Origin of the sequence: Gottfriedia acidiceleris (assembly GCF_050457485.1) — a bacterium.
Lineage (GTDB): Bacteria > Bacillota > Bacilli > Bacillales > Bacillaceae_G > Gottfriedia > Gottfriedia acidiceleris_D.
Map to the genome: position 1 here is coordinate 23,102 of NZ_JBCMJM010000006.1, position 25,938 is coordinate 49,039.

The window sequence follows — 25,938 nt, forward strand, 5'->3', positions numbered from 1 at the left end:
AGATATCGTTTTAGACAAAGTACTAAAATTTGATTTTCAGACTGATTTTAACTTTGTTCATTTAAAACCTGTGCCAACCCAGTAAAAAACTTTAATGACTCTGGATTAGCCATCGAACCTTGGTTGACTACTTTTTCAGGAGAAAAACCTAATAATATTTTACGTATTGGAACTTCTAATTTTTTTCCACTTAATGTTTTTGGAATTTGCTCAACTTCATAAATTTCATTAGGGACAAAACGCGGTGAAACTTTATGTTTAATTTCTACTTTTATTTTTTCCTTTAATACATTTGTCAAAACAACCCCATTTTTAAGTACAACAAATAATGGCATAAATGATTTACGGCCTAGTAGTTCTAAATCTATTACTAAACCTTCCATTATCTCATCAATTGATTCAACAACTCGATAGATTTCGCTTGTACCTAGACGCACTCCATGTCTATTTATTGTTGAATCTGATCTCCCATAAATTACACAACTACCTTTTTCATCAATTTTAATCCAATCTCCATGTCTCCAAATACCTGGATAAACTTCAAAATAACTTTCAAGATAACGTTCATTATTCGAATCACTCCAGAAATAAAGCGGCATGGACGGCATAGGAGAAGTAATCACTAGTTCCCCCACTTCATTAATTACTGATTTTCCCTCATCATCAAATGATTGTACATGAGCCCCTAATGAACGAGCTTGAATCTCTCCAGCATAAACAGGAAGAATCGGTGAACCTCCAACAAATGCTGTGCAAACATCAGTACCTCCACTAGTTGAAACAAGCCAGATATCATCTCTTATATTTTCATATACCCAGGAAAATCCTTCGACTGATAATGGGGATCCCGTTGAACAAATAGACTTTAATTTAGAAAAACTATGTCTATCTTTTAGCTTTATTGCGTGCTTCTCACACACACTCAAGAATCCTGCACTTGTACCAAAGAATGTTACACCTACTTCTTCTGCAAGGTCCCATAAAACATGTAGACTAGGATAAGAAGGGCTTCCATCAAACAATAATATCCTACTGCCTGATAACAATCCTCCAACTAATTGATTCCACATCATCCAACCAGTAGTAGTAAACCAAAAAATGACATCATCTTGATTTATTCCTTGTTCAACTACTAATGTCTTAAGTTGCTCAACTAATATTCCACCTTGACTTTGTACAATTGGTTTAGGCAATCCTGTTGTCCCCGATGAAAATAGAATCCATAATGGATGATCAAAAGGAACACTTTCAAAAGTAAGTTCACTGCTCCCCACTAATAATTCATTCCAAAAAACTGTTTCATTTTCCATTTTGTATTCATCAAAATTCACATATGGCACTAAAATTGTCTTCTTTAATGTAGGTAATTCAGACTGTAGCTCTTCAACGCTTGATAACCTATTTTGAACTTTTCCATTATAAGAATAACCATCCACCGCAAATAAAATAGTCGGTTCGATTTGTTTAAATCGGTCAATTACACTAATCGTTCCAAAATCTGGTGAACAACTAGACCAAATCGCTCCTATGCTTGCACAAGCTAAAAAAGCAATGATCGTTTCAGGAATATTAGGCATATATGCTACAACTCGATCCCCAGATTTAACACCTAATTCTCTTAAAGAATTTGCGACCAAACCTGTCTTTTCCTTAAGCTCTTTCCAACTTATTTCTGTTTTTGGAGTAATTTCTGATTGAAAAATTAATGCAGCTTGTTCTCCTTTATCATTTCGAAATACATGTTCTGCATAATTAATTTTAGAGCCGGTAAACCATTTTGCGCCTGGCATTTTTCGCTCTTCAAGAACATGATCGAATGGTGCATGGGAAATTACATTACAATATTTCCAAACGCTTTCCCAAAAGGACTCTAATTCATCGACAGACCATTTCCATAACTCACTTTGTGTATTGAAAAATAGATTTTTTTCATTTTCGAGCCAGCTCATAAAATGGCTAACTCCAGCATTTTCAATTTGCTGCCTAGTTGGTTCCCATAATAAAGCACCTTCAGTAATCGCTTTCATTATTACTCCTCCTAAATTAGCAATCTATTTATTTTAAGGACACAGTAACTACACATAACTCAACCCTTTTGATGAAAACTCAAAATTATCTTTCCATTATATATTAGCTAAATCTTTTTTTCTAAAAATACTTAATATTTAAAAATTAACTATTATACTATTACACACTAAATTTACTGTCAATATCGAAAATGAATCATCGTTCAACTAAAAGCACAGTTTAATTCCGTATATTTAACTATTAATATCTGAAATTAACCAAAAAAACTTCATACTATATCCTCATAGGGATAGTGTTGATATATAATTTGATTGAATGTAATATATTAATCGATAATCCTTCATGATATTATTTCCAGTTTTACAACTATTTACCATAATTGTATTATAGCTCGTATATCCCCAGAAATATGGTCTGGGAGTCTCTACCTAATTCCCGTTAAGAATTAGACTACGAGGTAATTTTTACTTTATTAGTAAAAAACGCTGAATTTAATAAAGGATAACTATGTCCCTTTGAATAGATCCTTTTAAATACTCTATTAACCTTAGACTATTTAAAAGTGCGTATTCTTCACCTATTTGAAGGACTTTATATACCTTTAAAATTTCAACTTTTTTGCGAACCAAGATAAAGTAGGACTTATCTCTTTAGTCGAGAATACGTCCTACTTTATCTTGGTTTTTTTACGTCATTTAAATGTTTTCTTAAATTAATGTTTATAGAAGGGGGTTATTGATATGTATAAGGCCATGTATCATACTTTTGATCACCTAAGATTATCTGACTTGCAAACGCAAGAAACTAATATTGCGTTCTTATATGACTTTAATGCAGTTTTAGAATCCCCCCATTTTAAAAAATTAGCAAAAAAAAAACAGCTAATTCCCAACTCAGAGCATTGCCATAATCGTTTGTCCCATACTATTGACGTATGCCATGTTTCAGGCTTAATCGTGGGACATCTTAACAATTATTTTCAAGAGAATAACATTACACCCATAAATAAAGATTTAGTAAAGGCTATCTGATTTTAAAATGCTCTAGTGGCTTTTTAAATGTTTTTATGTGTGGGAAGAAGAACGAATGGTGGGATTCCAAGATTTTCAGTCTGGCATAAGAATCAAAAAGGTGAATGATGTCATGTTCTACAGTTGTAATGATGCTCTTGCGAACGGTGATTTCACCTCCCTAGTATTCTCGCTTCAAATCCTATAATGCAAATTAGATTGAAAAATTCCATTGTCTATCTGATTAAAACAAACAAAAAAGCAGAGTTGAATTTTTTCAACTCTGCTTTTTTACTAAAAATCTTATATTTTCTTTCCCTGTCTATTTTTGGAAAGAATAGGAAAAACTAAATTAAGATTCGATATAGTAAACTTTTGTTCAATCTAGAAAGTAGGTAAAAACATGACTGAAGATTTTTTTGCTGATTATGAAAAATTTGTTGTTCCACCTTTATATCAATATACAGGTGAGAAACGAAAATTTAATCCTAAAGACTATGCATCATACTACATCTTAACCGTCTCATTATATGACTCTCTTATATCAAATTGGAACGATGCGGCTAAATATAAAATTGACATCCGAAACTGTATAGATCACGTATTAAATGATTTTAATGAAAAAAAAGGTGGTAAATATCATCTTCAATTACTTGAATTTGAAAGTGATAAATCCTATTTTGTCATTGCCTTGTCTATAAAAAATAAAATTGAAAAAGAAAAAATCAATGGAATTATTTCAAAGTATATTGAACAACTTGTATCAAACTCGTTTTATATTGGACAGAGTTGGTACTGGCTAATTGGTCAAAAAGGTAAAAGAGACCGAAAACTCTTCAATATATCAATAAAGGAATACATGCACTAGCCTATATTATTTGGCATTATATTTTTCTTTTATTATATATAAGGATACTATTAAAATTAATATCCTCCTTTTAAATTTCCCCTTCGAAACAAGCTTTAACAAAGCTACCTGATTGTTCTTTATACAGAACACAGGAATTTGTATTTTAAAGATGTTCTGCTCATCTGTACCGAATACTTCACAAGCTTCTTTAATTTTTCCACTAAAAGAAAAATGAACCAATCAACTAATCGGCTCATTTCTAAAACTGCTGTCAGCTAATGTAAGTTAATTTAGTCCCTTAAATCCATACTTCTCTAATATCTTCATAGACTCATCATTTTGAAGATATTCATAGAATTTTTTAGCTTCTTTAGGTTGCTTGCTATTCTTTATTACCCCTAACGGATAAATAATTGGATCATGTGTATTTTCAGCTGCTGTTGCTACAATCTTAACTTTTGTCGATGTCAGCGCATCTGTTTTATATACAATCCCTGCGTCCACATTATTTGTTTCTACATAAGAAAGTACTTGTCTTACATCCTTACCATATACTACTTTGCCTTCAATTGCTTTCCAAACATTTAAATTTTCCAATGTTTCTTTACCATATTGTCCTGCTGGTACCGCTTCTGGCGTACCGATTGAAATTTTAGCAGCTTTTGTAAGATCTTCAAAAGAGTTAATTTCTTTTTTTGTATCTTTTGGTACAACTAAAACCAGTTCATTCCCAACTACATCTTTACCTTGGCTTTTATCAATTAGACCATCTTGTACTAGATTATTAAATTTATCTTCTGCAGCTGAGAAGAAAAGATCTACCGGTGCTCCTTGAGAAATTTGTTGTTGTAATGCTCCGGATGCTCCAAAGTTAAAGTTTATTTTCACATTAGGATTAGCCTTTTCAAAGTTTGCTTTAATATCATTTAGTGCATCCTGTAAACTAGCTGCTGCTGAGATCGTCAATTCTACATTCTTTTGAACAGTTTCTTGTTTCTTGCCTGTAGACTTAGTAGCTTGTTCATTTGTTGAACAACCAGACACTGCTAGTCCTAATATCATCGTTATCGATAAAAATAAAGAATAAAGTTTTTTCATTATTCATCTGCCTTCCTTTTAAAATATAACTAGTTATATCTAATTATATTTAGTTATAACTAAATAAGAAATAGAATTTTGAAATTTTCATTAAATTTACTAGGAATATGCTTTTTAAAAGGCATTGAGTTAAAATAGAAAATGGAGGGATGTAAATGACGACGGAACTTTCCTATACAATCGAAGAAGTGTCACAGTTTTTAAAAGTATCGAAATTAACCATTTATGACCTTGTCAAAAAAGGTGAATTACCTGTATTCCGTGTAGGAAGGCAGATGAGAATCGCAGCAAATGACTTGGACAATTACATAAAAAACAATAAAACAAATCAGAACACCACTTTACCTGCCTCTGTATTTGAACCTCACAGAAGCGAACCAAAAGAATCCCTTAATATTGTTATTAGTGGCCAAGATTTAGTTTTAGATATGCTCGGTAAACAGATTGAGAAAAACTCAACTTATAAATCATTAAGATCTTTTACTGGAAGCTTAAACAGTCTTATTTCTATGTATAATGGAGAATGCGACATCGTTAGCCTTCACCTTTTTGATGGAGATACAGGAGAGTATAATCTACCATATCTTAAAAAAATTTTAGTGGGACACCCATTTATTTTATTCAATCTGCTATCTAGGAAAGCAGGTTTATACGTTAAAAAAGGTAACCCTTTAAAGATTACCTCTTGGAAAGATTTAGAACGTGGAGATATTAAAATTGTCAATAGAGAGAATGGGTCAGGTGCTCGAATTCTTCTCGACGAACAGCTGCGTATAAACGAGATTTCTTCAAAAAAGATTAATGGATATGAACATGAAGAAAGCAATCATTTAAGTGTGGCCTCCGCTGTCTCTACTGGGGTAGCAAACGTTGGAGTAGGAATTGAAAAAGCTGCTAAAATTGTTGGAATTGATTTTATTCCACTAATCACAGAACAGTATGATTTAGTTATATTAAAAACCCCTAAAAATGACCGCCTGATTAGTATCATTAAAGAAATTTTAACTTCGGGTCAGTTTCAATCAGAGGTTGATTCTTTAGGAGATTATGATACTTCTATGACAGGGAAAATTATATATGAGACAAATTGAAAGAAGGATACTGAATTAGTAACCTTCTTTTTGATTTTCTTGATTACATTAACAGGTTAATCGTATTGACTAAGTGATTATTAAAAACCCAAAGTCATTTAAAAAATCAGAAAAAATTTGGAAGGAATTTTTTGTGGCAGAGAGGATCAAAGTTCAGGTTGATGTGAAAAATATTAAAATAGAAATTAGGAAAAAGCTTATCCCAGTGAGAGAGGCTTTATTAAGTACTATTCAAACTTAAAAGACCAAATCGATTAGTGATTTAGTCTTTTATCTAAATGCATTACTATGAAGAGTTAAAACAAGCTCACCTCATACATCATATTACGATTAATATAAGAATCCTTATTTGAGAATTTAATCTTGTCTACAAAAGCATGGTATTTCTGTATGATTTCTTTTACTATCGAAATAATTTGTTCTCCCTCAAATGAAAGTACTACTTTAGAATCACCATCATACTCAATTAGCTTTATCCCTAATTCAATTTCCAAGCTAACAATAGATTCTTTAATGTCCTCCACATTAACAAAAAATTTCTCCGCTACGATCATAAAGGAGCCACTTTCTATAACCTCAATAAAATAATTTAATTGTTCAATATTCATAGTGTCCCTCCTATATACTACGATGTTCTTTTTCTTTTATAGTTTTATTATATTAAGAGTTGCTGTGATATTAATTTTGAGAAAAAATATCAATTTGATTTTTATAAAAGATAAGTAGCTTAGAATAGGAGGAATTTTTTAAAACCACAGTGAAAGCTATTTGAAACGTTAAACTAAGCCTAGGTTTTACTTTTCCAAAAAAAGAAAAACCGCACATAAAGGCGCTTTTAGGATATATACAAGTTCCTTAATTTGTTTGTAATCCAAGTTGATTCTTAATTGATTCTAAAGTACTTCCCTTATACTTTTTAACTGGTTTCGGTGCTACTGTAACAAAAGGATTTTGTATTAAATAGTTCTTTTCAACAAGCGCAAAGTCTTTTGCATCAACAATTCCGTCAAAATTGATGTCAGCACTTCGTTTATTCGTGCCCCAATATGTTTGAATTAATAAGGCGTCCATGACATCAATTACATTATCTTTATTAATATCACCTGGTTTAGCACCAAGTGTTGGATACGATACCGCTTCTCCAATATCAATTCCTCTCTCTGTGCGGCCGATTTCCAGTGGTGTATACGTCATAAAATGCCCTGGAATATCCATGATCACTGTATATTTTTGTACCGATGCAGGTATTCCTTTGAAAGTTACATTTCCATTTTTCTCAATTGATCCATCATAAATGACACCGTTTGTACCTTGTAGCTTCATAGTTGCTCCAACTTTTGTGTAATCAATACTGCCATTGAACGTGCCTGCAGTAGTATATAATCCTACACCATTTAACTTAGCTGTAGCTGTGGAATAAATAGGATACATTGGCACTGCTCCTAAAATAATTGATAGTCTATTCGTACTTTCGTTATTAACTTGCATAGTCGTAAAATTAAGGATTTGAGCAAATGGGTTAAGGAATTCGTTTGCATTTGTATCAACGTCTAAATCAAATAACGCCACATTTCCAGCAATTCCGTCTCCTGGTACATTGATATTCACAGTCGTCCCTTTACTAGTTGTACCCGTAGTAGTTGTCGTCAGTTCTGATCCTTCTGGTAAGCCTTGTGCTTTTTTAAATTCAACACTATCAAAAAATTTCGCTACGTAGTCCAATCTAAAATTAAGCTTATTGGCTTTTCTCAAATTATGTGCATAAAACGTATAAGTGATTTTATCACCATATTTTATTGAATCTTTATTGGGTTTTGCATAAATATAGGAAGCGTCTGATTTCATATAGTAGACCATTTTCGGTAAAGTTCCATTGCCTGCATAATCTGCTCCAACATATTGCACTTGATTAATACTACCAGCTACTTTAACTACTGTACTAAATCTTCCATTCTCGTCTACATTCAAGGAGTATGCTGACGATGAACCTGGGCCATAAAACACTTTATTATTCGCTTGGGTAAGTGGAATTCCTATTTCTTTTGTTTTGCTAATTTCAGGGTCAATCAATGTTCCAGAAAGAGTTACTGTATCTTGACCTGGTGCTAATTCTACAATTTGAGTATCGCCTTTAGGCATCGCATTCGTATCATCGAACTTGATTGTTGGTCCGTTGTTATCAATACTTACTTTCGATGTTTTAATAAACTGTTTTCCATCTTTATTTGTCCCAATCATTTTAACGTCATATATTCCATCTGGTGCTTTTTCGGAAACATAACCAATTGGATTTTTCTCATTTCCTGTGAATGGGAAGTATCTGCCATAGAATGCACTGTCTATTGTGTACATTGTATCAACAGCAGCACCTGTTGCACTAACGGATGTAATAAGCCCTAAATCCTTATTTGTTTTCGGATCTACTAATACCCAATCTAGTGTTTCCATCGAAGAGTTTAAAGTAAAATCTAAATCAGAATCTTTTCGGCTAAATGGATTAATGACTCGGTTCGTTGAAATACTCTTTGTATACACATCAAAGTATGCCAACCCTTCATCCGCAGCCTTTACACCAAACGGAATGCGATAACTTTCATCTGGATTGTTTTTCTCTTTAATATTAATATACCCTTCATAAATACCTTTTTCAGCCGTTTTCGGAATATCTAGAGTTGCAGATAGTTGTTTTGTACTGTTTTGCATAACATTTATCGTTTCAGGTACTTTTATAGTTACACCGTTTTTCTTCGCATCTAATGATCCCTTAGTACCAACATTATATGTTACAGACAGTTCAAATTTTTTATCATTATTATCAATATTTTTAAAAGATAGTTTCGTAGTATCTGTATAATCCTTATCTGCAGAAACTGGTACGAAACCATAACTTAAGCCACCTGTTTGCTCTGAAATAATTTTTTCTGCACCATTTTCAATATAAGGTGTTTTATCTTGAACACTAATAATAGTATCCGAATGAATTGCTTGCATTGGATCAATTCTGCCAGCTCCGATTTCAAATACACTATATGGATTTTTTAATGGATCTGCTGTATTCATCAATACAGTCTTTACATCAACTGGCGTATACTCTGGGTGAGCTTGTAATAACAATGCTGCAACTCCAGCCACATGTGGTGACGCCATAGAAGTACCCGACATTCGTAGGTATGCAGAAGAATAATCAGATGTATCATCCTTATTTGCTATATATGAAGGGACTGTTGATAATACATCTACACCCGGAGCAGTTACCTCAGGCTTAATATCATATAAAGTCCCAGATGGGCCTCTAGAGCTAAAGCTTGCCAATTCGTCACCAGATAATTCATTTTCACTTTTTGCACCAAAGGTAACTGTAGGGACGCCACTTTCGAACAACTTATTAACAGCTAGTCCATCTTTATTTGTCATTGAAAAAGTAGGAATATTATCATTACTTTCACCTAGGAAAATTGAAATTTGTCCTTCATTTGGATTCGAATTATAGATTATCGCTCCCGCTGCACCATGGTCTCTTGCATATTCCATTTTCTCAATTAATGCATATGTACCTCGCTGGATAAACGCGATTTTGCCATTTACATCTTTTCCTGTGTAATCGTTTGGACCACCTAGCCCTACATTCACAATGTCAAATGATTTACCAGATATACTGCCAAAATCATCCGTCCATTTTTTTGTCATTAACTGCATTTTTACTCCTGCATTATCACTACCTGAGGCAAATTGACTCTCAAAGTTTGTAACTTTACTCGGAACAGAACTTGCACCAACAGTTAATGCTAATGCCGCTGCTCCTGGAGACCCTAAAGTATATAGCGCATCACCTGAATTCCCAGCTGCAACAACTGCAGTCACTCCGCTTAATACAGCATTATCAATTGCTATACTAGTAGCGTATAAAGGATCGTTGATGGAAGCACCTAATGATAAGTTAATAACATCCATCCCATCTTTAACAGCTTTATCAATTCCCGCTAATATTGCAGCAGTTTGTCCGGTACCGTATGGACCTAGTACACGATACACGTATAAATCCGATTCTGGAGCTACTCCAGTAACTTTATAGTCAGAGTTGTTTTCTGCTCGACCCGCAATTGTACCTGACACATGTGTACCATGATTGGTATAATATGCTTCGCCATTCGAATACTCCGCTTTTTTCGACTTTTTCCAATCATTGTAAGTTGTTTCCATCGGATCACTGTCATTGTCTACAAAATCATATCCGCCTTTAAAAGCATGCTTTAAATCTGGGTGATTATAATCTACACCAGTATCAATCACACCGACTTTTACACCTTTTCCTGTGTATCCTTCATCATGTAATTTATCAAGATTTAAAAATGGAATACTATCAACCTTTGTTTGATCTTTCGTTTCTTCAATTTTAGCTGGCGGTTCAACCTGTACTGTGTAATCACTATAGACTGCTTTTACCACTTTAGAATCTAGCAATGTTTTTACACGGTTTGCTGGCAGGGTTAACGCAACACCATTCATCGAATTTTTATAAGTATATTTCACACGATATGAATCTTTACCTGTTTTGGTCTTTTTTAGTTTTGTTTTTAAGTCTTTTTTGAATTGAGATTGAGATTTTTCTACATTTTCATTTGCTTGTGCAAAAGAAAGTTTTTCTCCCTTAATCGATTTAGCAATTTGAGCAGCCTTTGCAGGTAATTCTTTAAATTCAACGATTACAGTTATATCTTTGTCACTGGTCAAATCAACATCTGGTGATAATTGTAAGCCTGTTTCCAACTTATGATTATTTAAGTTCTGTAATGCTTCATGCTGCTCTGGTGTCAGGTTCACTAAGATATTTTCTGCTTTTGAGTTTGTTTGTGCGTGTACAACAGAAGTGGCAAAGTTTGAGTTAGCGACTGGACCTACGAAAAGTCCGGTACTCAAAACAACTGCCGCAGCTCGTTTTGCCGTATTGAACGCTTTATTCTTTTTAACTTTTTTCAAACTTATCAATCTCCTTTTTGAATTTTCTAAAAAATCTAATTAAAGTATAAGGACAATTGATAAGATTGCTATTTTGACAAATTTATTCAATTAACTGAATATTATTCGATAAAATTCAGCAAAATAATTTCTCTAAATTCTATAACACTAGTTCTTCATTTAGATCATTTTGATAACGGAAAAAACCGATCCTCCTATAGAAGATCGGCTTTCACCCACTTTATTGTACTACTGTAACTGCTGTCGTTTTAGTCGTTACCTTAAATCCTTCTTTATCTACCGCATCCGCAGAAATATAATAGGTTCCACTTGCTAACTTTGCATCCGGTGTCCAACTAGTATGAAGTTCATGCTCATTATTTACTTGCAAATTGTCTATAACCTTGCCACTTGCATCTTTTACGTAAACTGTCCAATTTACACGTATGTTAGCAAATCCATTAATTTTAGCAGTTTTACTTGAACTGATATTTGAACTTGGAGTAACATTGAAAGCAGATACTAGCATACTACTTGTAATATAGCTAGGATCACCCCAAACTTTATAACTTACATTCATTGCATTATCAATCCCCATTACGACCACACTTTTTGGTTCTTCTTTCACTAAAACGGAAGTTGCACCTATTGGTAAAGATTGAGATTTGCCATTAATCCAAACAATTGCCCCTTTATATCCAGAACCACTACCATTATCAACTGCATCAAATGAAATTTGATATTGACTGTCTATTTGTTTCGTTTGAACATTTGATACTTTCGGTCCAACTGAATCAACTTTAAACGGCATCTTTACTGCTTGCGGTTTCGCATTCGGATAGTCTAACGTTGTTTTGATCACAAAGTTATAAGTACCATCACTTACTGTATTGCCGTTTTGATCTTTTGTATCCCAGTTATACCCAGCGTACATTCTACTAGTAGACATTACATTCTTATGTATCGGCATAGGCACACCATTATTATACTCACTAAAATCACCAAGATACCTAATCATCTTTCCTTTGTTATTTTCAATATACATTTCCGCTTTTGCTAAGTTTCTAAATGCTGTAAATGTCGGAAATATACCTTTAAGAATCGAATTTGGAGAGGTAGCAATTGCATCCATATTAAATTTACCCGTTTTCGTATCATAGCCCATAGGAGTCGATGCACCCTCATCATTCCAAAGTGCCGTATAGCCTAAAAATGCATCTTTTCGATCCCAAGCAACAGGATCAATGTTATTAAGCGAATCCCAATCACCATTAAAGCCCATGTATGGTACTGTTAAAGGTACAGCAGCTTCACTATTTTGTCCTGTAGGTACAAGGCGTACAAACCCTTCTACAAATTCATTTTTTCTTAATGTTCTTGGAAGTCGAATCTCTACATTTAGATTTTTCGTTTGCCCTGCTTTAATTTTTAATGTTGCACCTTCAGCAGCAGTAACTTTCTCTCCATTTACATAAATTGATGCACCTTCAACACGGCTACTTTTCAATGATAAATAATCTTTTGAATCTAACGTTCCATCTCCATCAAAGTCAAATTGCTTTGTATTAATTCCATCTGTTAATAAATCTACATTTACAGTGTACTCGTAGTCTTTTTTCGTTGTATTTGATTCAAGTGACTCAACATTTAAATTGAAAATTGCTCGATCATTTTTAATTTCTTTTAATGCAACTGCTCCTGCTTGTTCAAGTGGCGTATTTTTTCTTGTTACAATGATAGGTGTTTTAATTGCATTTTGAATTTGCATTAATCCTGAACCCTGAATACGTGGAGAATATGGAACCGTATTATCAGTTTTAGGATCCATCACCACATTTGCTGTATTCATTAAAGCGATTTTTGCTTTTAAAGCAGTGTCCTCAGAATGAGTTAGCCCTTTTTCGTACAATGATTGCAGAATCAATGCAGCCCCACCTGCAACATGTGGAGTTGCCATTGACGTTCCACTCATAACACTATACTCATTATTAGGCATAGTTGAGTATATTTTTCCACCTGGTGCAGAAATTTCTGGTTTAAAATCTAAAGTAGTTGGAGCTCCATAGGATGAGAAGTAAGACATTGTATTTCGGTCTGGATTATCGATCCATGTTCCTTTTGTTAATTTCATTTTTACGGTTTGTCCACTATTTAACTTATTAATTAAAGCATTCCCTGCTACTTTACTAGTTGTAGCTGCTGGGGTAAGATTACTTCCGAAATTAAAGTATGAAAAATCAGCCATATTATCAGCTGGAACTAAAATTACTGCCTTAGCACCTCTCTTTTTTGCTTGGTTTTGCATTGAAGAATATGTTGAGTACGATGTATTCGGTTTAAATACGACAATTTTCCCATTAACATCTTTTCCAGCATAATGCTCATCTTTAAAGCCTTCACCTACGTATACTAGTTCATAGCTTTCATTAGGGGATAGTACCCTAGAAAGTTTAAAGTTATATTGTGTTTGGTCTTGATATGGTAATTTTAAACCATTATCTTCCGCTAAAGTATTTAATTCATAATTAGTATTTTCATAGGAAGCTACGGACAGTGCAAAAGGGCTTACCCCTGGTTCTCCAACTGTCCCGATATCAGGATTTTCTGCATATGGTTGAGTAGAAGAAGCAATGATATTATTCTTCGTACTATATGCCGCGTTTCCACCTGCAACTACGACTAGCGTTCCATGTTCAGTCGCTTCACGAATTGCTTTTTGAATCGGATCTTTATCCTCCCCAACAAATCCTGAATCAGTTCCAAGACTCATATTAATGACATCTGCTCCCATTTCAACAGCATGGTTGATACCCGCAATAATATCATCTTCATACGCTCCTGCACCTTTGTCAGAGAATACTTTTTCAGCTAACAGCTGAACACCTGGCGCGATTCCTAATACACCATCATTTTCTTCATCCCCATTTGCACCAATCGTACCTGATACATGTGTACCATGTGGATTTCCATTTACACCGCGTGGTATAACATCTGTGTCGTTATCAGCCCAATCGTATCCAGTTGGAACTTTATCACTGTACCACTGTTCATTCACAGCAGTTTCTGCGAATTTACTTTGGATATTACTTTGCGTTAACTTCTCTTTTTGTTTTCCTTTTTCAGTTAAAGTCATGTCTTTATGAGTGTAGTCTATACCCGAATCAACTACACCAACAACTAAGCCTTCACCTTGGTAACCATATTTCTCCCATACATTTTGTGCTTGTACTAATTCTTTACTTGTTTTCATTGTTTGCTCATAAGTTCTTGCAATATGTACATTTGTTACACCTGGTGTTGCTTGTAACTCTTTAATATTCTTGTATTCTGTGTCTAAACTAAAACCGTTGAAACCGTCATAAAAGCGATGCCTAATTTTGGGGGTAATTTTCTTTTTTGTCATTTTAGAAACAACATCATCTTGCTTTTGTTTCATTAATCCTTTTTTACTTACTTTAGCTTTCGTTTGTGTAGATTGTTCCGGTTCTTGAACCTCAACAATTACACGCACTTTCTCATTTGGATCATATAGTTTTGAACTATTTTCGCTCATATTTTTATAGATTTTATTGTTAGAATCCTCAGATGCTTCTTTATTAAGATCAGCTAGATAGTTTTTCAATCCACCTTCCATAATCTCTTCAACATTCGATTTTGAAGGCTGAATTTCTTTCGTGATTTGCGCATACCCTGGTGTCGTTAAAAACATTGCTGCTAATGCAGTTATTGTAATTACTCGAAATGGAACTTTTTTGCTACTTTTCATTAACTTAAAACTCTCCCCTCTTATTCTTAAAGATTATTAATATATGTTAACCCCAAGTTAGATTTTTAAGATTACAAGAAATTCCAACTTGAATTGATAACTTAGACTTAATAATTCGTTATTCAAACTTAATTTAATGAATTTCCAGAATTTGAACATTAGACTATTTTTTAATTTAGATTTCTCTTTACACCCTTCTAGATCAAAAAGTAGTTATTTTATTTTGAATTTTCTTGAAATTCTAATCACATTATAATGACAATTGATTTGTTTGCTATTTTGACAAATAGTTTCAACAGGCGAAATATTAATCGATAAATTTCAACACGCGAGTTTGTACTTGCTAATCCAATTATCGGTCCGTGTCTTAAAACTTCATTATTCATCAAACAAAGCTGTAAGCCTCTAGAATCAATCATTTAATCATTTGCTCTTAAACTTCTAACACAGAAATTATTACTAGATTCCCCAATAAAATATGACATTTTTTATATTTTTTCGATTTAAATCAACAAGTTCTACAATTCTCTTTTTTTACTTAGAAAAGTCTTATTAACCGACAAATTGAAGAAAAACTCTTTATTTAACATTCTAAAAGTCGTCCTAATCATTCTTAACTTTCTATAATTCTTTAAATTTCAACACGAACATCAGATGAAACAAGTAGTTAGATATAGTTCACAAAAAAACGCTATCCCTTCTAAAATCTTTAGAAAAAATAGCGTTTTTATAGTTTTAAATAGGTAATGACTTCTATTGTTAAAGTAGACTAAACGATTAAACCATTTCTGAAACTAATTTTCCCATCATCTCATTTGATACAATGACCGGCAGCCCTGTTAATTTGGACACAATTCTCCTTGCTTGCTCTGTATAAGCCATGCAGTCTAGTAAAATAATATCTGATTGATCTTCCAGTTCTATTGCTGCTCTTTCAAAGTTGCTCACATTATTTTGATATGGAGAGGCAACCGCAAAGTGAGGACTCATGCTAAAATGTGAGAACTTCTCTCTCAAACTTTCGATTTGTTCTGCTAAGGGTGCAATTACTCCTAATCTTCGCTGTCCTACTATCGCTTTTATCACTGGAGGAATAATACGATCTGGTTCAATTAAATGCGATGTTTTTGTTTGTAGTCCAGGAAATACTCCTGTACAAAGAAGCAGGATTTGCTTAACTCCCATTTCCTCAAGTCTATAAATCTTATCTTGTAAAATAGAGTGAATTTTCTCCCGTGATATTACTACAGAATTCCCATTTGATAAACGAGTAGTTAATACATCCCCCCCCCCCCGCTTCAGGTGACAAATGTTTTTCAATAGCTTCTTTGACCAAGCCATCTAAAACTCCGATTTGAACGACTTCGGCACGACCTTCTAAATACTTTTCAATGACCAGGGCCAAATCAGAGCGCGGGGATTGACCAATCGTGATCATTCCTAGTTTTGACATTCATTCATCCTCCATTGGAGATTGGTAAATGATCAATTTAAAGGTTATTCATGCACTGATTCATTTCACATCGTTTGTAAGATTTTCATAGAACCATAGAGTTTTGTAATCTTTTTATATTCGACTTCATCATAAAATTGGCATGTACCGTTTGTTGCTTCCTTAGCAACTTCAATTACTAATCATTAACTACTATAATAAGTAGAATAATTGACATGATCAACAATTCCAACATTATTAAGGGATAAGCGAATAAATGCACTATTACACCCTCCAATAAAACTATTTTAAAAAACTACATTTTTTATAAAGAACGAATATTTTCATACTCACTACAAGTATCCTATATATTTCTTTGAATAAAATAATAAAAAATAAACATTATTTATTTTTAATACGATCCTCTATGTTAAACAGACTTTCCTTCTTTATATGTATCTAAAAATGACTCCGGTTAAATACCGGAGCCAAATATAATTTGGTGATACTAATTCTATCTATTATTGAATTCCTAAGTTTGCCTTAATAGTTTCTAATGTTTGTGATTTGTATTTCTTTTTAGGTGTTACTGTAGTTCCATTTGGATCTTGCATTATATAGTTTTTCTCTACAAATGCCATATCTTTTGCATCAACAACACCATCAAAGTTAATATCTGCAGCACGTTTATTTGTTCCCCAATAGGTTTGAATATAAAGAGCATCCATTACGTCGATGACACCGTCATTATTTACATCACCTGCACGGTTTTTGTTCATATCAATATACGATACAACCCCTGAAACATCACCATCAAAGTTTCTCGTCAATGGAGTAGTTGTTAATTTGCTCGTAAAGTGTCCAGGTAGACTCACGTAGATGTCGTATCCTTTAGCTAACAACGGCATGCTATCAAACGTAAAGTACCCACCTTTTGTAAAACTTGTTATATCATAAGTTTTACCATTCGCATCTTTTGCATACACTTTTGCTCCAAGCTTAGTAGCATCAATATTAGTATTTAATGTTCCATTTACCATTAAAGCTTCGGGTTTAATAGATCCTGACACTTTAGATACTTGTGGTAAAACATTGATTGTTTTGCTTACGAACGATCGAATTAATGTCGCACTCGCAGTCGCTGTTTTCTTATAACTAAATGAACTTGGAGTTAATGATGAAACTACATCATATATTTTATCATTTGTCAGTTTAAACGTAACATCTAGGAAAGGAAGGTTTTTATCAATTGTTAAATCCCCTTGATCAATTGATGCTCCCACTTTAACCGATCCTGTACTTAGTACTGGTGCTGTTAAATTAACTTTTGCCCCTTTATCTTCAGCATATTTTTTAAATGCGTCATTTATTTTAACATTTTGGAATGTAAAAAAGTCTTTATAAAAAGGCACAGTATATGTTCCAGAATTAAGTTGTTTAATATTGTTTAAATTCAATGTCATCGTAACTTCATCACCAAGTTTGACATTCGTTTTGTTAAAGGTTGGAACCACATATTCTGTTCCTTGCTTAATAAACTTGTAATTGTTAAGACTTTGTGGATATGAATCAGTTGCATTTGTGGCATTATCAAATACTAATAAGTTAGAGTCGACAAAACCTACTGAGTCTAATTCATACTTTGTTACAGGGAATCTAAAGTTACCATCTTTATCTACTGATAGGAAAGCATAATTATATAAACTGTATTCCCACCAAGCCGCACCGTTCATAGATTGATCGATATTTAGCCCTTTTTGTTTCAATACATCAATTGCCGAATCGTTTACATTTCCATGGATCCATACAGCTGGTCCATTGTATCCAGATTCAGTCGTAAACATTGAATCATTCACTTCATATATACCTGGTTTCATATCTACTTCTACTTTCGGAGGTGTATTGTCAATCATGACAACATCATCCTTACTGTAGGATTTTCCTTGGTCATCATGTCCAATCATTTCAAATGTATAAAAGCCTTCTGGCAGTCTAATCTTCTCATCAGAAATAGGTCGTTTTTTATCATTTGTGAATGGATATACTTGTCCAGTAAATACAGACTGCACATAATAATCCTTACCCGTTACTAAATTACTTGCCCCATAAGTTCCAACAAGTCCAATTGGCTCCCCAGTTGTCCCATCTTTTACTATAAAATCAATCGACTCGATTGGAGCCCCTAATTTGAAATATAAATTATTATAAGCTGTTGTAAATGGATGTATATTTGTCGTACTATCCGTAATCAATGGTCTACTTAAATGCATGTAATCAAAGCCTTTGTCTCTATAACTAATAGAAAATGGAATTTGATAGTTTTCATCTTTATTCTTTGTATTGACAAAGTGAATAAAACCTTCATATCTTCCAAGTTTTGCTTTATTTGGCACAACAATAGATGGATTAAGTTCTGCAGATTTTCCTGCTTCCACAGATACTGTGCTTGGCACATTTAATTTTACGCCATTGCTTGAAGCATCTTGAATTTCACCTTTTGCTGTAGAGTACTCAACACTGACATCAAAATTTTTCAAATCTTGACTATTAAGATTTTCAATCACAATTTTCCTACTGTCTTCGAGGTTTTTACCGTTTCCTACATAGTGAGGACCGAATGAGAGTGAGCCAGTTTCATCATCAATTTCGACTAGATTACCATCTTGTTCATTCATTGTTTTATTCATTACTTTTAATCGAATATCAGAATGGACTGCCTCATATGCATCAATTCGACCAGCACCAACTTCATTGACGGAATAATCACCGTTCATTTTATCTGCCGTATTCATTAATGCTTCTTTTACTTGAAAAGGCGTATAATCAGGATGTGCTTGTAAGATTAAAGCGGCCGATCCAGCTACGTAAGGAGTAGCCATTGATGTTCCTGATAAACGACCATATGCCATATCATAATTCGTACCCTGCTTGTCATTCATATATACAGGAAGAGTAGAGAATATGTTTACACCTGGTGCTACTACATCTGGTTTAATGTCATCAGTTCCTTCTGCAGGGCCTCTTGAACTAAAATCTGCTAAATGGTCTCCTTCAGTTTTAACACTTCCTAGTGAATCAAATGTAATTTCTTTTTGTGATTTCAGACGTTCACCATCAGCTTTTGTTATACGGAACGAAGGAATATAATTAGTCCCTTCACCAATGTAAGCGTCGATATTACCATCAACATTGTTATAGACAATGACGGCCTTCGCTCCAGCAGCTTTCGCATTTTGCACTTTTTCATCGAAAGTATATGTACCACGTTGAATGAATGCCACTTTACCTGCTACATCTTTACCTGTATAATCGCTTTTTGCCCCTAGTCCTACATCAACAAGTGGTAAAGTCGTATTCTTTAGGTCTTCTAATTTATCTGTAAAATTTTCTGCAAGGAGCTGCATATCTGAAAACTTTTGGTCACCTGCAGTAGCAGAAATTGTTGGAATGGCTAGTGACATATCACTTGCTCCAACAGTTACCGCTAAAGCAGATGCTCCAGGAGATCCAAGTGTTTTTTCATCTGGGCCAGCGTTTCCTGCCGCTACGCATGCGACTGTTCCAGCTAGCATCGCATTGTTAATCGCTATTGATGATGCCTCAAGTGGATCATTTACGCTTGATCCTAAAGATAAGTTGATAACATCCATCCCATCTTTTACAGCTTTATCAACTCCTGCAATAACTGCGTCTGTTGAACCACTACCATATGGTCCTAATACTCTGTAAACATAAAGGTCAACATCAGGAGCTACTCCCATTACTGCTGATGGAGAATTGCTTGTTTTTTGTCCTGCGATTGAACCAGATACGTGTGTTCCATGTTCCGTATAATAACTAGATCCATTTGAATCAGTTTCAGGCTTTCCAGAAGCTTGCCAATTTTTATAGGTTGTCTCCATTGGGTCCGAATCATTATCGACGAAATCATATCCACCTTTAAAAACGCCTTTTAAATCAGGATGATTATAATCAATACCTGTATCAACAACCCCTACTTTAACACCTTTTCCGGTAATATTCTCCTGATGTAGTTTGTCTGCACCAATTTGTGGAAGGCTGTCATCTATTTTAGATGGTGTTGTAGTTTTCATTTCATCTTTTTCTTTTGGAAGGTCAAGCTTCACTTGATTGTCCTGCCAAACTCGTTTAACAACGCCTGTACTTAGTAACTGTTCTACTGTCGTTCCAGGTAATGTCATCGCTACACCATTAAAGGCATCATGATATTCTCTCGTAATTTTAGCATCTTTCATTTTCGCTGCTTGTCGCTCATTCTCACTTTTTACTTTTTCCCACTCTTTTTTAAATTTACTATGTTCACTTTCTTCATTAGTTTTTGCTGTAGAAAGTGACATTCGTTTTCCTTTTAACTCTTGCTTTAAAACTTCCACTTTTGCAGGAGCTTGATTAAATTGAACGATGACGTTGACTAATTCAGAGCTATTTTGGTTAATATCCGGAGAAATAACAAAACCTGGTGAGACGTCTAGCTGATATAGTGCCTTCCTTTGATCATCTGTTAAATTATTTAACATTTTCTCAACACTATTTGCACTATTCTGTTTTTCCACTTCAGCAAAAGCCTTATATTGGACACCTGTTGAAAATAGCATACTAGTAATAACAGTACCAGTAAAAACATGCTTTAGTTTTCTTTTATTCATAACTTTCCCCCTGATTACGATTAATAGTTAAATTCTTAATACATCACATAGAAAAAGATTGTTTACCTAATTAATAGATTTAATCAAATTAATTGGATAGCTAATTAGTGCCACAGTTACAGGCTTCTAGTTTAAACTTGACTATCTTTCTAACTGTACAAAAATGATGTTTAATAGATGAATATTGTTTTAACTTTCAAGCTCAATATGTAACCATTATTGTGAGCGCTTACGAATCTCTTACTACTAAATTTACTAATTATAAGTTAAACATTTGATTTACTATTTTTTATACATAATCACCACCAATAAAAATGATTTCATCTTTCCACAGCTAAATAGTTATAGATCGCTTTGTGAACTCTTCCCTTTGTGGTCATTTCCTATCCTAATTTGATTATATGGAAAATTGATTATTTCTATATTTCGCAAAATTCTGTCATTTTAATCTATATTTATCGACAAAAATTAACAAATGTTTCCAATCTCCTCCCATTACTAATTATTAATCTTCTAGAATTTAAAAACTAGTTTTATTCCTATTCCTTTTTTATGAAGTTAGAGAAAGCAAGTATAGTAAAAATTTAATCAACGTATGATTTTACAATTTAGTAAACTTTCTTTCTAGTATTTAATTAAATATAAGTAGTATATCCTCTAATTTAAAAATAGACTCCGGTATCATACCGGAGTCTATTCAATAGGGAGGCTTAATTCTTCTGTATCGATTAATTAATTCCTAATGCACTCTTAACAATTTCTAAAGTTTGTGATTTATCTTTCTTTTTAGGTGTTGGAGCATCTTTAACTGTTGGATTTTGCATTAAGTAGTTTTTCTCTACAAATGCTAGATCTTTTGCATCTACTACACCATCAAAGTTAATATCTGCTTCACGTTTATTTGTTCCCCAGTATGTTTGTAAGTAAAGTGCGTCCATTACGTCAATCACATCGTCTTTGTTAACATCTCCTGCGATTGCTGGATTTACTCCATATAATGAAAGGTTTTGATTTGTCACTTTTCCTGCTTCATGGAATCCAATTGTAAAATCTTTATGCACTGTAAAATGCCCAGGCACATTAAATTCAAGTTCGTACTGATCATCCGTCAATGGCAATTGCATATTAAACGTAGAGGCCTTAGAAGGAACTACTCCATCATACACAGTTCCGTTTGAACTTGTTGCTTTGACTTTAATTCCAGCTTTTGAATAATCAAACGATGTTCCTCCTAGTGGACTACCTGCTGGATCTAGAAATGCTTCTGCAAAATTTCTACCACGAAGTAATGAACTAGTTGGGGCCCCATAATAGATGTTAGGATTTCCACTCACAACATTCGTTGTTGTATTATTGCTATCTGTAACTGCGGTACTAATATGAGCCGCTGACACTACAGAAACTACAGTATAATCATTACTCAATTTAAACGCCGCATCCGCAAGTTTTAAATCACCTGATAATGGAGTAAGTCCATCTTTTGTCTTGATTGTAACTGTCGTTAAATAAGTGGTAACACCCGCAATAGCCGGTTTATCTGACACAGTCATATCGACTTTATCCGCTATACTTGGGTCTAGAGTAATATTCATGGATGCTGCAGTCGCTTCGTGATAAAACGAATAAACTACTTGTTTGACATCCTTTGCTTTATTTAACATTAGCGTAGTATGAGCAGTTTCGCCCGGATTTGCCGTACGTTTTTCAGGATTCATATAGCCATATGTTACATCATCACGTGTGACAAAGATTTCTCTACCTTCTTTAAATGTTTTATTTGTTGCCGCATCGATCGCATAGAATCCAATTTCCATTGCTCTTGTTGCATTTGTTGGAATCGTCGCTGTAAAAGTACCATCAGAATTTACAGGTATCGCTACAGCTCTTCCTCCTAAATAATCTTGATAATAAACTTTTGTACTACCTTGGTTATAGTTCATACCAAGCTTTTGCATTTCTTCTGTGTCTTTATCATAAACTGAGCCTGTGATGGTCACGCTCGTTTGACCATTTTTATACTCTAAAACATCCGGACTGTTAATCGTTATTTTTGGTGCAGTGTTATCAAAATAAATTGGTGCCTCTTGTGAGAATGTTCTTCCTGCATCATTTGTACCAACAAATTTAAGCTTATAGTATCCTGGTTTTGCTAAATCAGGATTATACGCAAATGGATGCTCATCATCACCAGTTGTTTTGTAATATACACCATTAAATGTATTACTTACTGAATATGTGATATTTTCGTTCATTCCTAGTCCATCAAGTGTACCAATATATCCTAACTCTTGTCCTGTTTTACCGTCTTCAAGAATGACATCAATTGTACGCATGTGAGACTTTAAATTAATACTAGCATTTGAATAGACTAATTGACCTGGATAAGCATAATCAAATACTTGAGTAAACGCTTGTGGACTCATCGTTACTGGATTCATTCCTTCTTCCACTGTTTTAATGGCAAATGGCAATTGGAATGTTTCTTCTGGATTATCATGATTTGTATACGTTACAAATCCTTCATAGATTCCTAATTTTGCTGATTTAGGAACAGTAATTGCGACAGTTGATTTCTTTTTCGAATTAGCACCAACTTTGATGGACTTGTCAGTCACAATCATTACACCATTATCGTCAGCATCTAATGAACCTCGACGATCTGTTTGGTATGAAACTTTCACATCATATGTTTTTGCTTGATTGCTATTGTTATAGATGTTTAATGAGCGCTGATCACTTACATTCTTTCCAGCTGGAGCGACTACGCCAAATGCAAGTGCACCAGTTAAATCTTTCACTGTAGTAAGATTTCCTTTTTTATCTATGGCTCCTTTTGTTTCATCCATTACTTCGATTCTAGTTTTAGAATGAATCGCTTCATATGGATCGACTTGTCCAGCACCTGTTTCAAATACACTGTAATCTCCATTTAGTGGATCCGCCGTGTTCATTAACGTTTCTTTAATTTCAGAAGGCGTTATGTTAGGATTTGCTTGTTTTAATAATGCTGCAACACCCGCTACATTCGGTGAAGCCATTGATGTACCAGATAAGTTTTCATAAGCATACTCATATTTACCGATTTGATCCGCACCGTGCACGTAAGATGGCACAGTTGAGAATACAGCCACACCTGGTGCTGTTACTTCTGGTTTAATATCATAAGTAATACGAGCCGGTCCACGTGAACTAAATGACGCTAATTTATTCCCAGCATCCGTTACTTGTCCTACCTCATCAAATGAGAATGTTGAACTTGTGCCAAGTTTTGCGATTAAATCATTACCTTGTTCAAATGACATTGAGAAAGCAGGAATTAATCCATAGCTTGCACCTAAATATGATGGTATAAATCCTTCACCTGGTACATTATCGACCATGATGACTGCTACTGCACCATGTTTTTTCGCTATTGTAATTTTATCAATCAGCGCAGTTGTTCCTCGTTTTACTAGTGCAATCTTTCCGTTCACATTGATATTATTATAATCAGTATCTGCACCTACATTCGGTACTAATACGATTGGTAGGTTTTGACCTTTTAAGTTCTCAATTTTATCGCCAAAGCCTTTACCTAGTAATTTTAAATCAGCAGCTACTTCGGAGGTTCCATGCATAGTACCTTTAGATGTATCAATCACTGTTTTCGTATCATTTGCACCAACTGTAATCGCTAATGCTGCTGCTCCTGGAGCACCTAATGTATACATTCCATTACCAGAATTCCCCGCTGATACAACTGCAGTTACACCTGAAAGAACCGCATTATTGACCGCAAGGCTTTCAAGATTTTCTGGATCATTTGTGCTAGCACCAAGTGATAAGTTGATAACATCCATACCGTCAGCTACTGACTTATCAATTCCACCTAATACAGCTTCAGTTGTTCCAGAACCATATGTTCCTAATACACGATATACGTATAAATCTGCATCTGGTGCAACTCCTGTTACTGCGTAATCCGTATTATTTTTGCCACGTCCTGCAATAATTCCAGATACATGTGTTCCATGTTCTGTATAGTAAGTTGTCCCAGTAAGCGGATCTTTTTCTGCATATCCTGATTTCTTCCAATCATCATATGTTGTTTCCATTGGGTCTGCATCATTGTCTACAAAGTCCCAACCTTTTACTGAACTTGGATCAATTGATTTCGGATCAACTCCAGTTTGAGCACGATACCCTTTATAAGCATCTGTTAAATCTGGATGATTATAATCGATTCCTGTATCAATTACCCCTACTTTAATTCCTTTTCCAGTAAAGCCTTCTGCGTGTAATTTGCTAACGCCTGGGAACACTTCTGTTTCCATTTTCGTAGTAGAATTTTGCGCTACTTCAGTCGCTTTTGGCGGTTCAACTTGAATTTTATTATTTGGCCAAACAGCTTTTACTGCTTTCGATTGTAATAAAGATTTTACTTTATTAGCTGGTAGGTCGATCGCTACACCATTTAACGTATTTTGGTACGTTCGTTTAATTTTATAAAGATTTTTATTCTGTTTTAAATCATCTTTATAAATCGTTTTTAAATCAGTTTTAAATGTTTCTTGCGCATCGTCTGCATTTTGTTTCGCATCAGCAAGAGATAGACTATTGCCATTCGCAGCTTCTTCAATCACAGCTACTTTTGCAGGCTTGTCTTTCAATTCGACAATTACCGAAAGATTTTTTGAACTTTGTAAGTCTACTGAAGAAGGTAATTGTAATCCTTCTTGGCTAGTAGCTTCTAATTTCTTTAAAGCTTCACGTTGTTCAGTTGTAAGCTTTGATAGCACCTCTTCAATCGAAGACTGTGCCGTAGCCTTTACGATTGGCTGATGTTGCAGTACTGGAAATGCATTAAATAATACACCAGTACTCAACGTTAAAATTGCTGTACCTTTAATTAAACGATTCACTCTTTCTCCCCCCTGTTTATCCTTACAAATATGATTATACGGAAAGTTTACAATATTTAGTTTTTGACATTTTTTATCAATTTACGGAAATCATTCGACAAATAAAGTCGATTAATCTTTTCTTTATGGAACGTAAAAA

At 34.1% G+C, this 25,938-nt stretch carries 12 protein-coding genes, 1 pseudogene and 1 riboswitch; of the genes and pseudogenes, 3 read left to right on the plus strand and 10 right to left on the minus strand.

The window, feature by feature from the left end:
- Positions 1 to 47: 47 nt before the first annotated feature.
- Positions 48 to 2,027, minus strand: a complete 1,980-nt coding sequence (locus ABEY15_RS05645; RefSeq protein WP_429889009.1) for an acetoacetate--CoA ligase — start codon at positions 2,025 to 2,027, stop codon at positions 48 to 50.
- Between the two features lie 372 nt (positions 2,028 to 2,399).
- Positions 2,400 to 2,501: riboswitch (purine riboswitch) on the plus strand.
- 267 nt (positions 2,502 to 2,768) lie between these two features.
- Here ABEY15_RS05645 and ABEY15_RS05650 point away from each other — a divergent pair.
- Positions 2,769 to 3,059 (plus strand): hypothetical protein, encoded by a 291-nt coding sequence (locus ABEY15_RS05650; RefSeq protein WP_429889010.1) that lies wholly within the window; start codon positions 2,769 to 2,771, stop codon positions 3,057 to 3,059.
- Between the two features lie 382 nt (positions 3,060 to 3,441).
- Positions 3,442 to 3,906 carry a hypothetical protein gene (locus ABEY15_RS05655; protein WP_429889012.1) on the plus strand — a complete coding sequence of 155 codons (465 nt, stop codon included), beginning with the start codon at positions 3,442 to 3,444 and terminating at the stop codon, positions 3,904 to 3,906.
- 267 nt (positions 3,907 to 4,173) lie between these two features.
- Here the strand turns inward: ABEY15_RS05655 and modA are convergent, their stop codons facing one another.
- Complete coding sequence (gene modA, locus ABEY15_RS05660) at positions 4,174 to 4,986, minus strand: molybdate ABC transporter substrate-binding protein (protein ID WP_429889013.1); 813 nt, start codon at positions 4,984 to 4,986, stop codon at positions 4,174 to 4,176.
- 155 nt (positions 4,987 to 5,141) lie between these two features.
- On the opposite strand from modA, the gene ABEY15_RS05665 reads away from it, so the two are divergent.
- The gene (locus ABEY15_RS05665) at positions 5,142 to 6,077 is read left to right on the plus strand and encodes a substrate-binding domain-containing protein (protein WP_429889014.1); all 936 of its coding nucleotides are present in this window, start codon (positions 5,142 to 5,144) and stop codon (positions 6,075 to 6,077) included.
- A 296-nt stretch (positions 6,078 to 6,373) separates the two neighbouring features.
- Here the strand turns inward: ABEY15_RS05665 and ABEY15_RS05670 are convergent, their stop codons facing one another.
- The 8 genes and pseudogenes from ABEY15_RS05670 to ABEY15_RS05705 all read right to left on the minus strand — a co-directional run bounded on the left by ABEY15_RS05670 (position 6,374) and on the right by ABEY15_RS05705 (position 25,799).
- Entirely contained in the window at positions 6,374 to 6,685 is a 312-nt protein-coding gene (locus ABEY15_RS05670; RefSeq protein WP_429889015.1) for a LysR family transcriptional regulator, read from the minus strand.
- A gap of 247 nt (positions 6,686 to 6,932) precedes the next feature.
- Positions 6,933 to 11,054 (minus strand): S8 family serine peptidase, encoded by a 4,122-nt coding sequence (locus ABEY15_RS05675; RefSeq protein WP_429889017.1) that lies wholly within the window; start codon positions 11,052 to 11,054, stop codon positions 6,933 to 6,935.
- Between the two features lie 220 nt (positions 11,055 to 11,274).
- Positions 11,275 to 14,799 (minus strand): S8 family serine peptidase, encoded by a 3,525-nt coding sequence (locus tag ABEY15_RS05680; protein ID WP_429889018.1) that lies wholly within the window; start codon positions 14,797 to 14,799, stop codon positions 11,275 to 11,277.
- Positions 14,800 to 15,576: 777 nt separating this feature from the next.
- Entirely contained in the window at positions 15,577 to 16,119 is a 543-nt protein-coding gene (locus ABEY15_RS05685; RefSeq protein WP_429889254.1) for an AroM family protein, read from the minus strand.
- The gene (locus tag ABEY15_RS05690; RefSeq protein WP_429889019.1) at positions 16,004 to 16,252 is read right to left on the minus strand and encodes an AroM family protein; all 249 of its coding nucleotides are present in this window, start codon (positions 16,250 to 16,252) and stop codon (positions 16,004 to 16,006) included. The genes ABEY15_RS05685 and ABEY15_RS05690 overlap by 116 nt, the downstream gene beginning before the upstream one ends.
- A gap of 65 nt (positions 16,253 to 16,317) precedes the next feature.
- Positions 16,318 to 16,428 (minus strand): annotated as a pseudogene (locus ABEY15_RS05695) (DUF1177 family protein); the annotation flags it as partial.
- 324 nt (positions 16,429 to 16,752) lie between these two features.
- Complete coding sequence (locus ABEY15_RS05700; protein ID WP_429889021.1) at positions 16,753 to 20,898, minus strand: S8 family serine peptidase; 4,146 nt, start codon at positions 20,896 to 20,898, stop codon at positions 16,753 to 16,755.
- A gap of 728 nt (positions 20,899 to 21,626) precedes the next feature.
- Positions 21,627 to 25,799 carry a S8 family serine peptidase gene (locus tag ABEY15_RS05705; RefSeq protein WP_429889023.1) on the minus strand — a complete coding sequence of 1,391 codons (4,173 nt, stop codon included), beginning with the start codon at positions 25,797 to 25,799 and terminating at the stop codon, positions 21,627 to 21,629.
- Between the last annotated feature and the right edge of the window lie 139 nt (positions 25,800 to 25,938).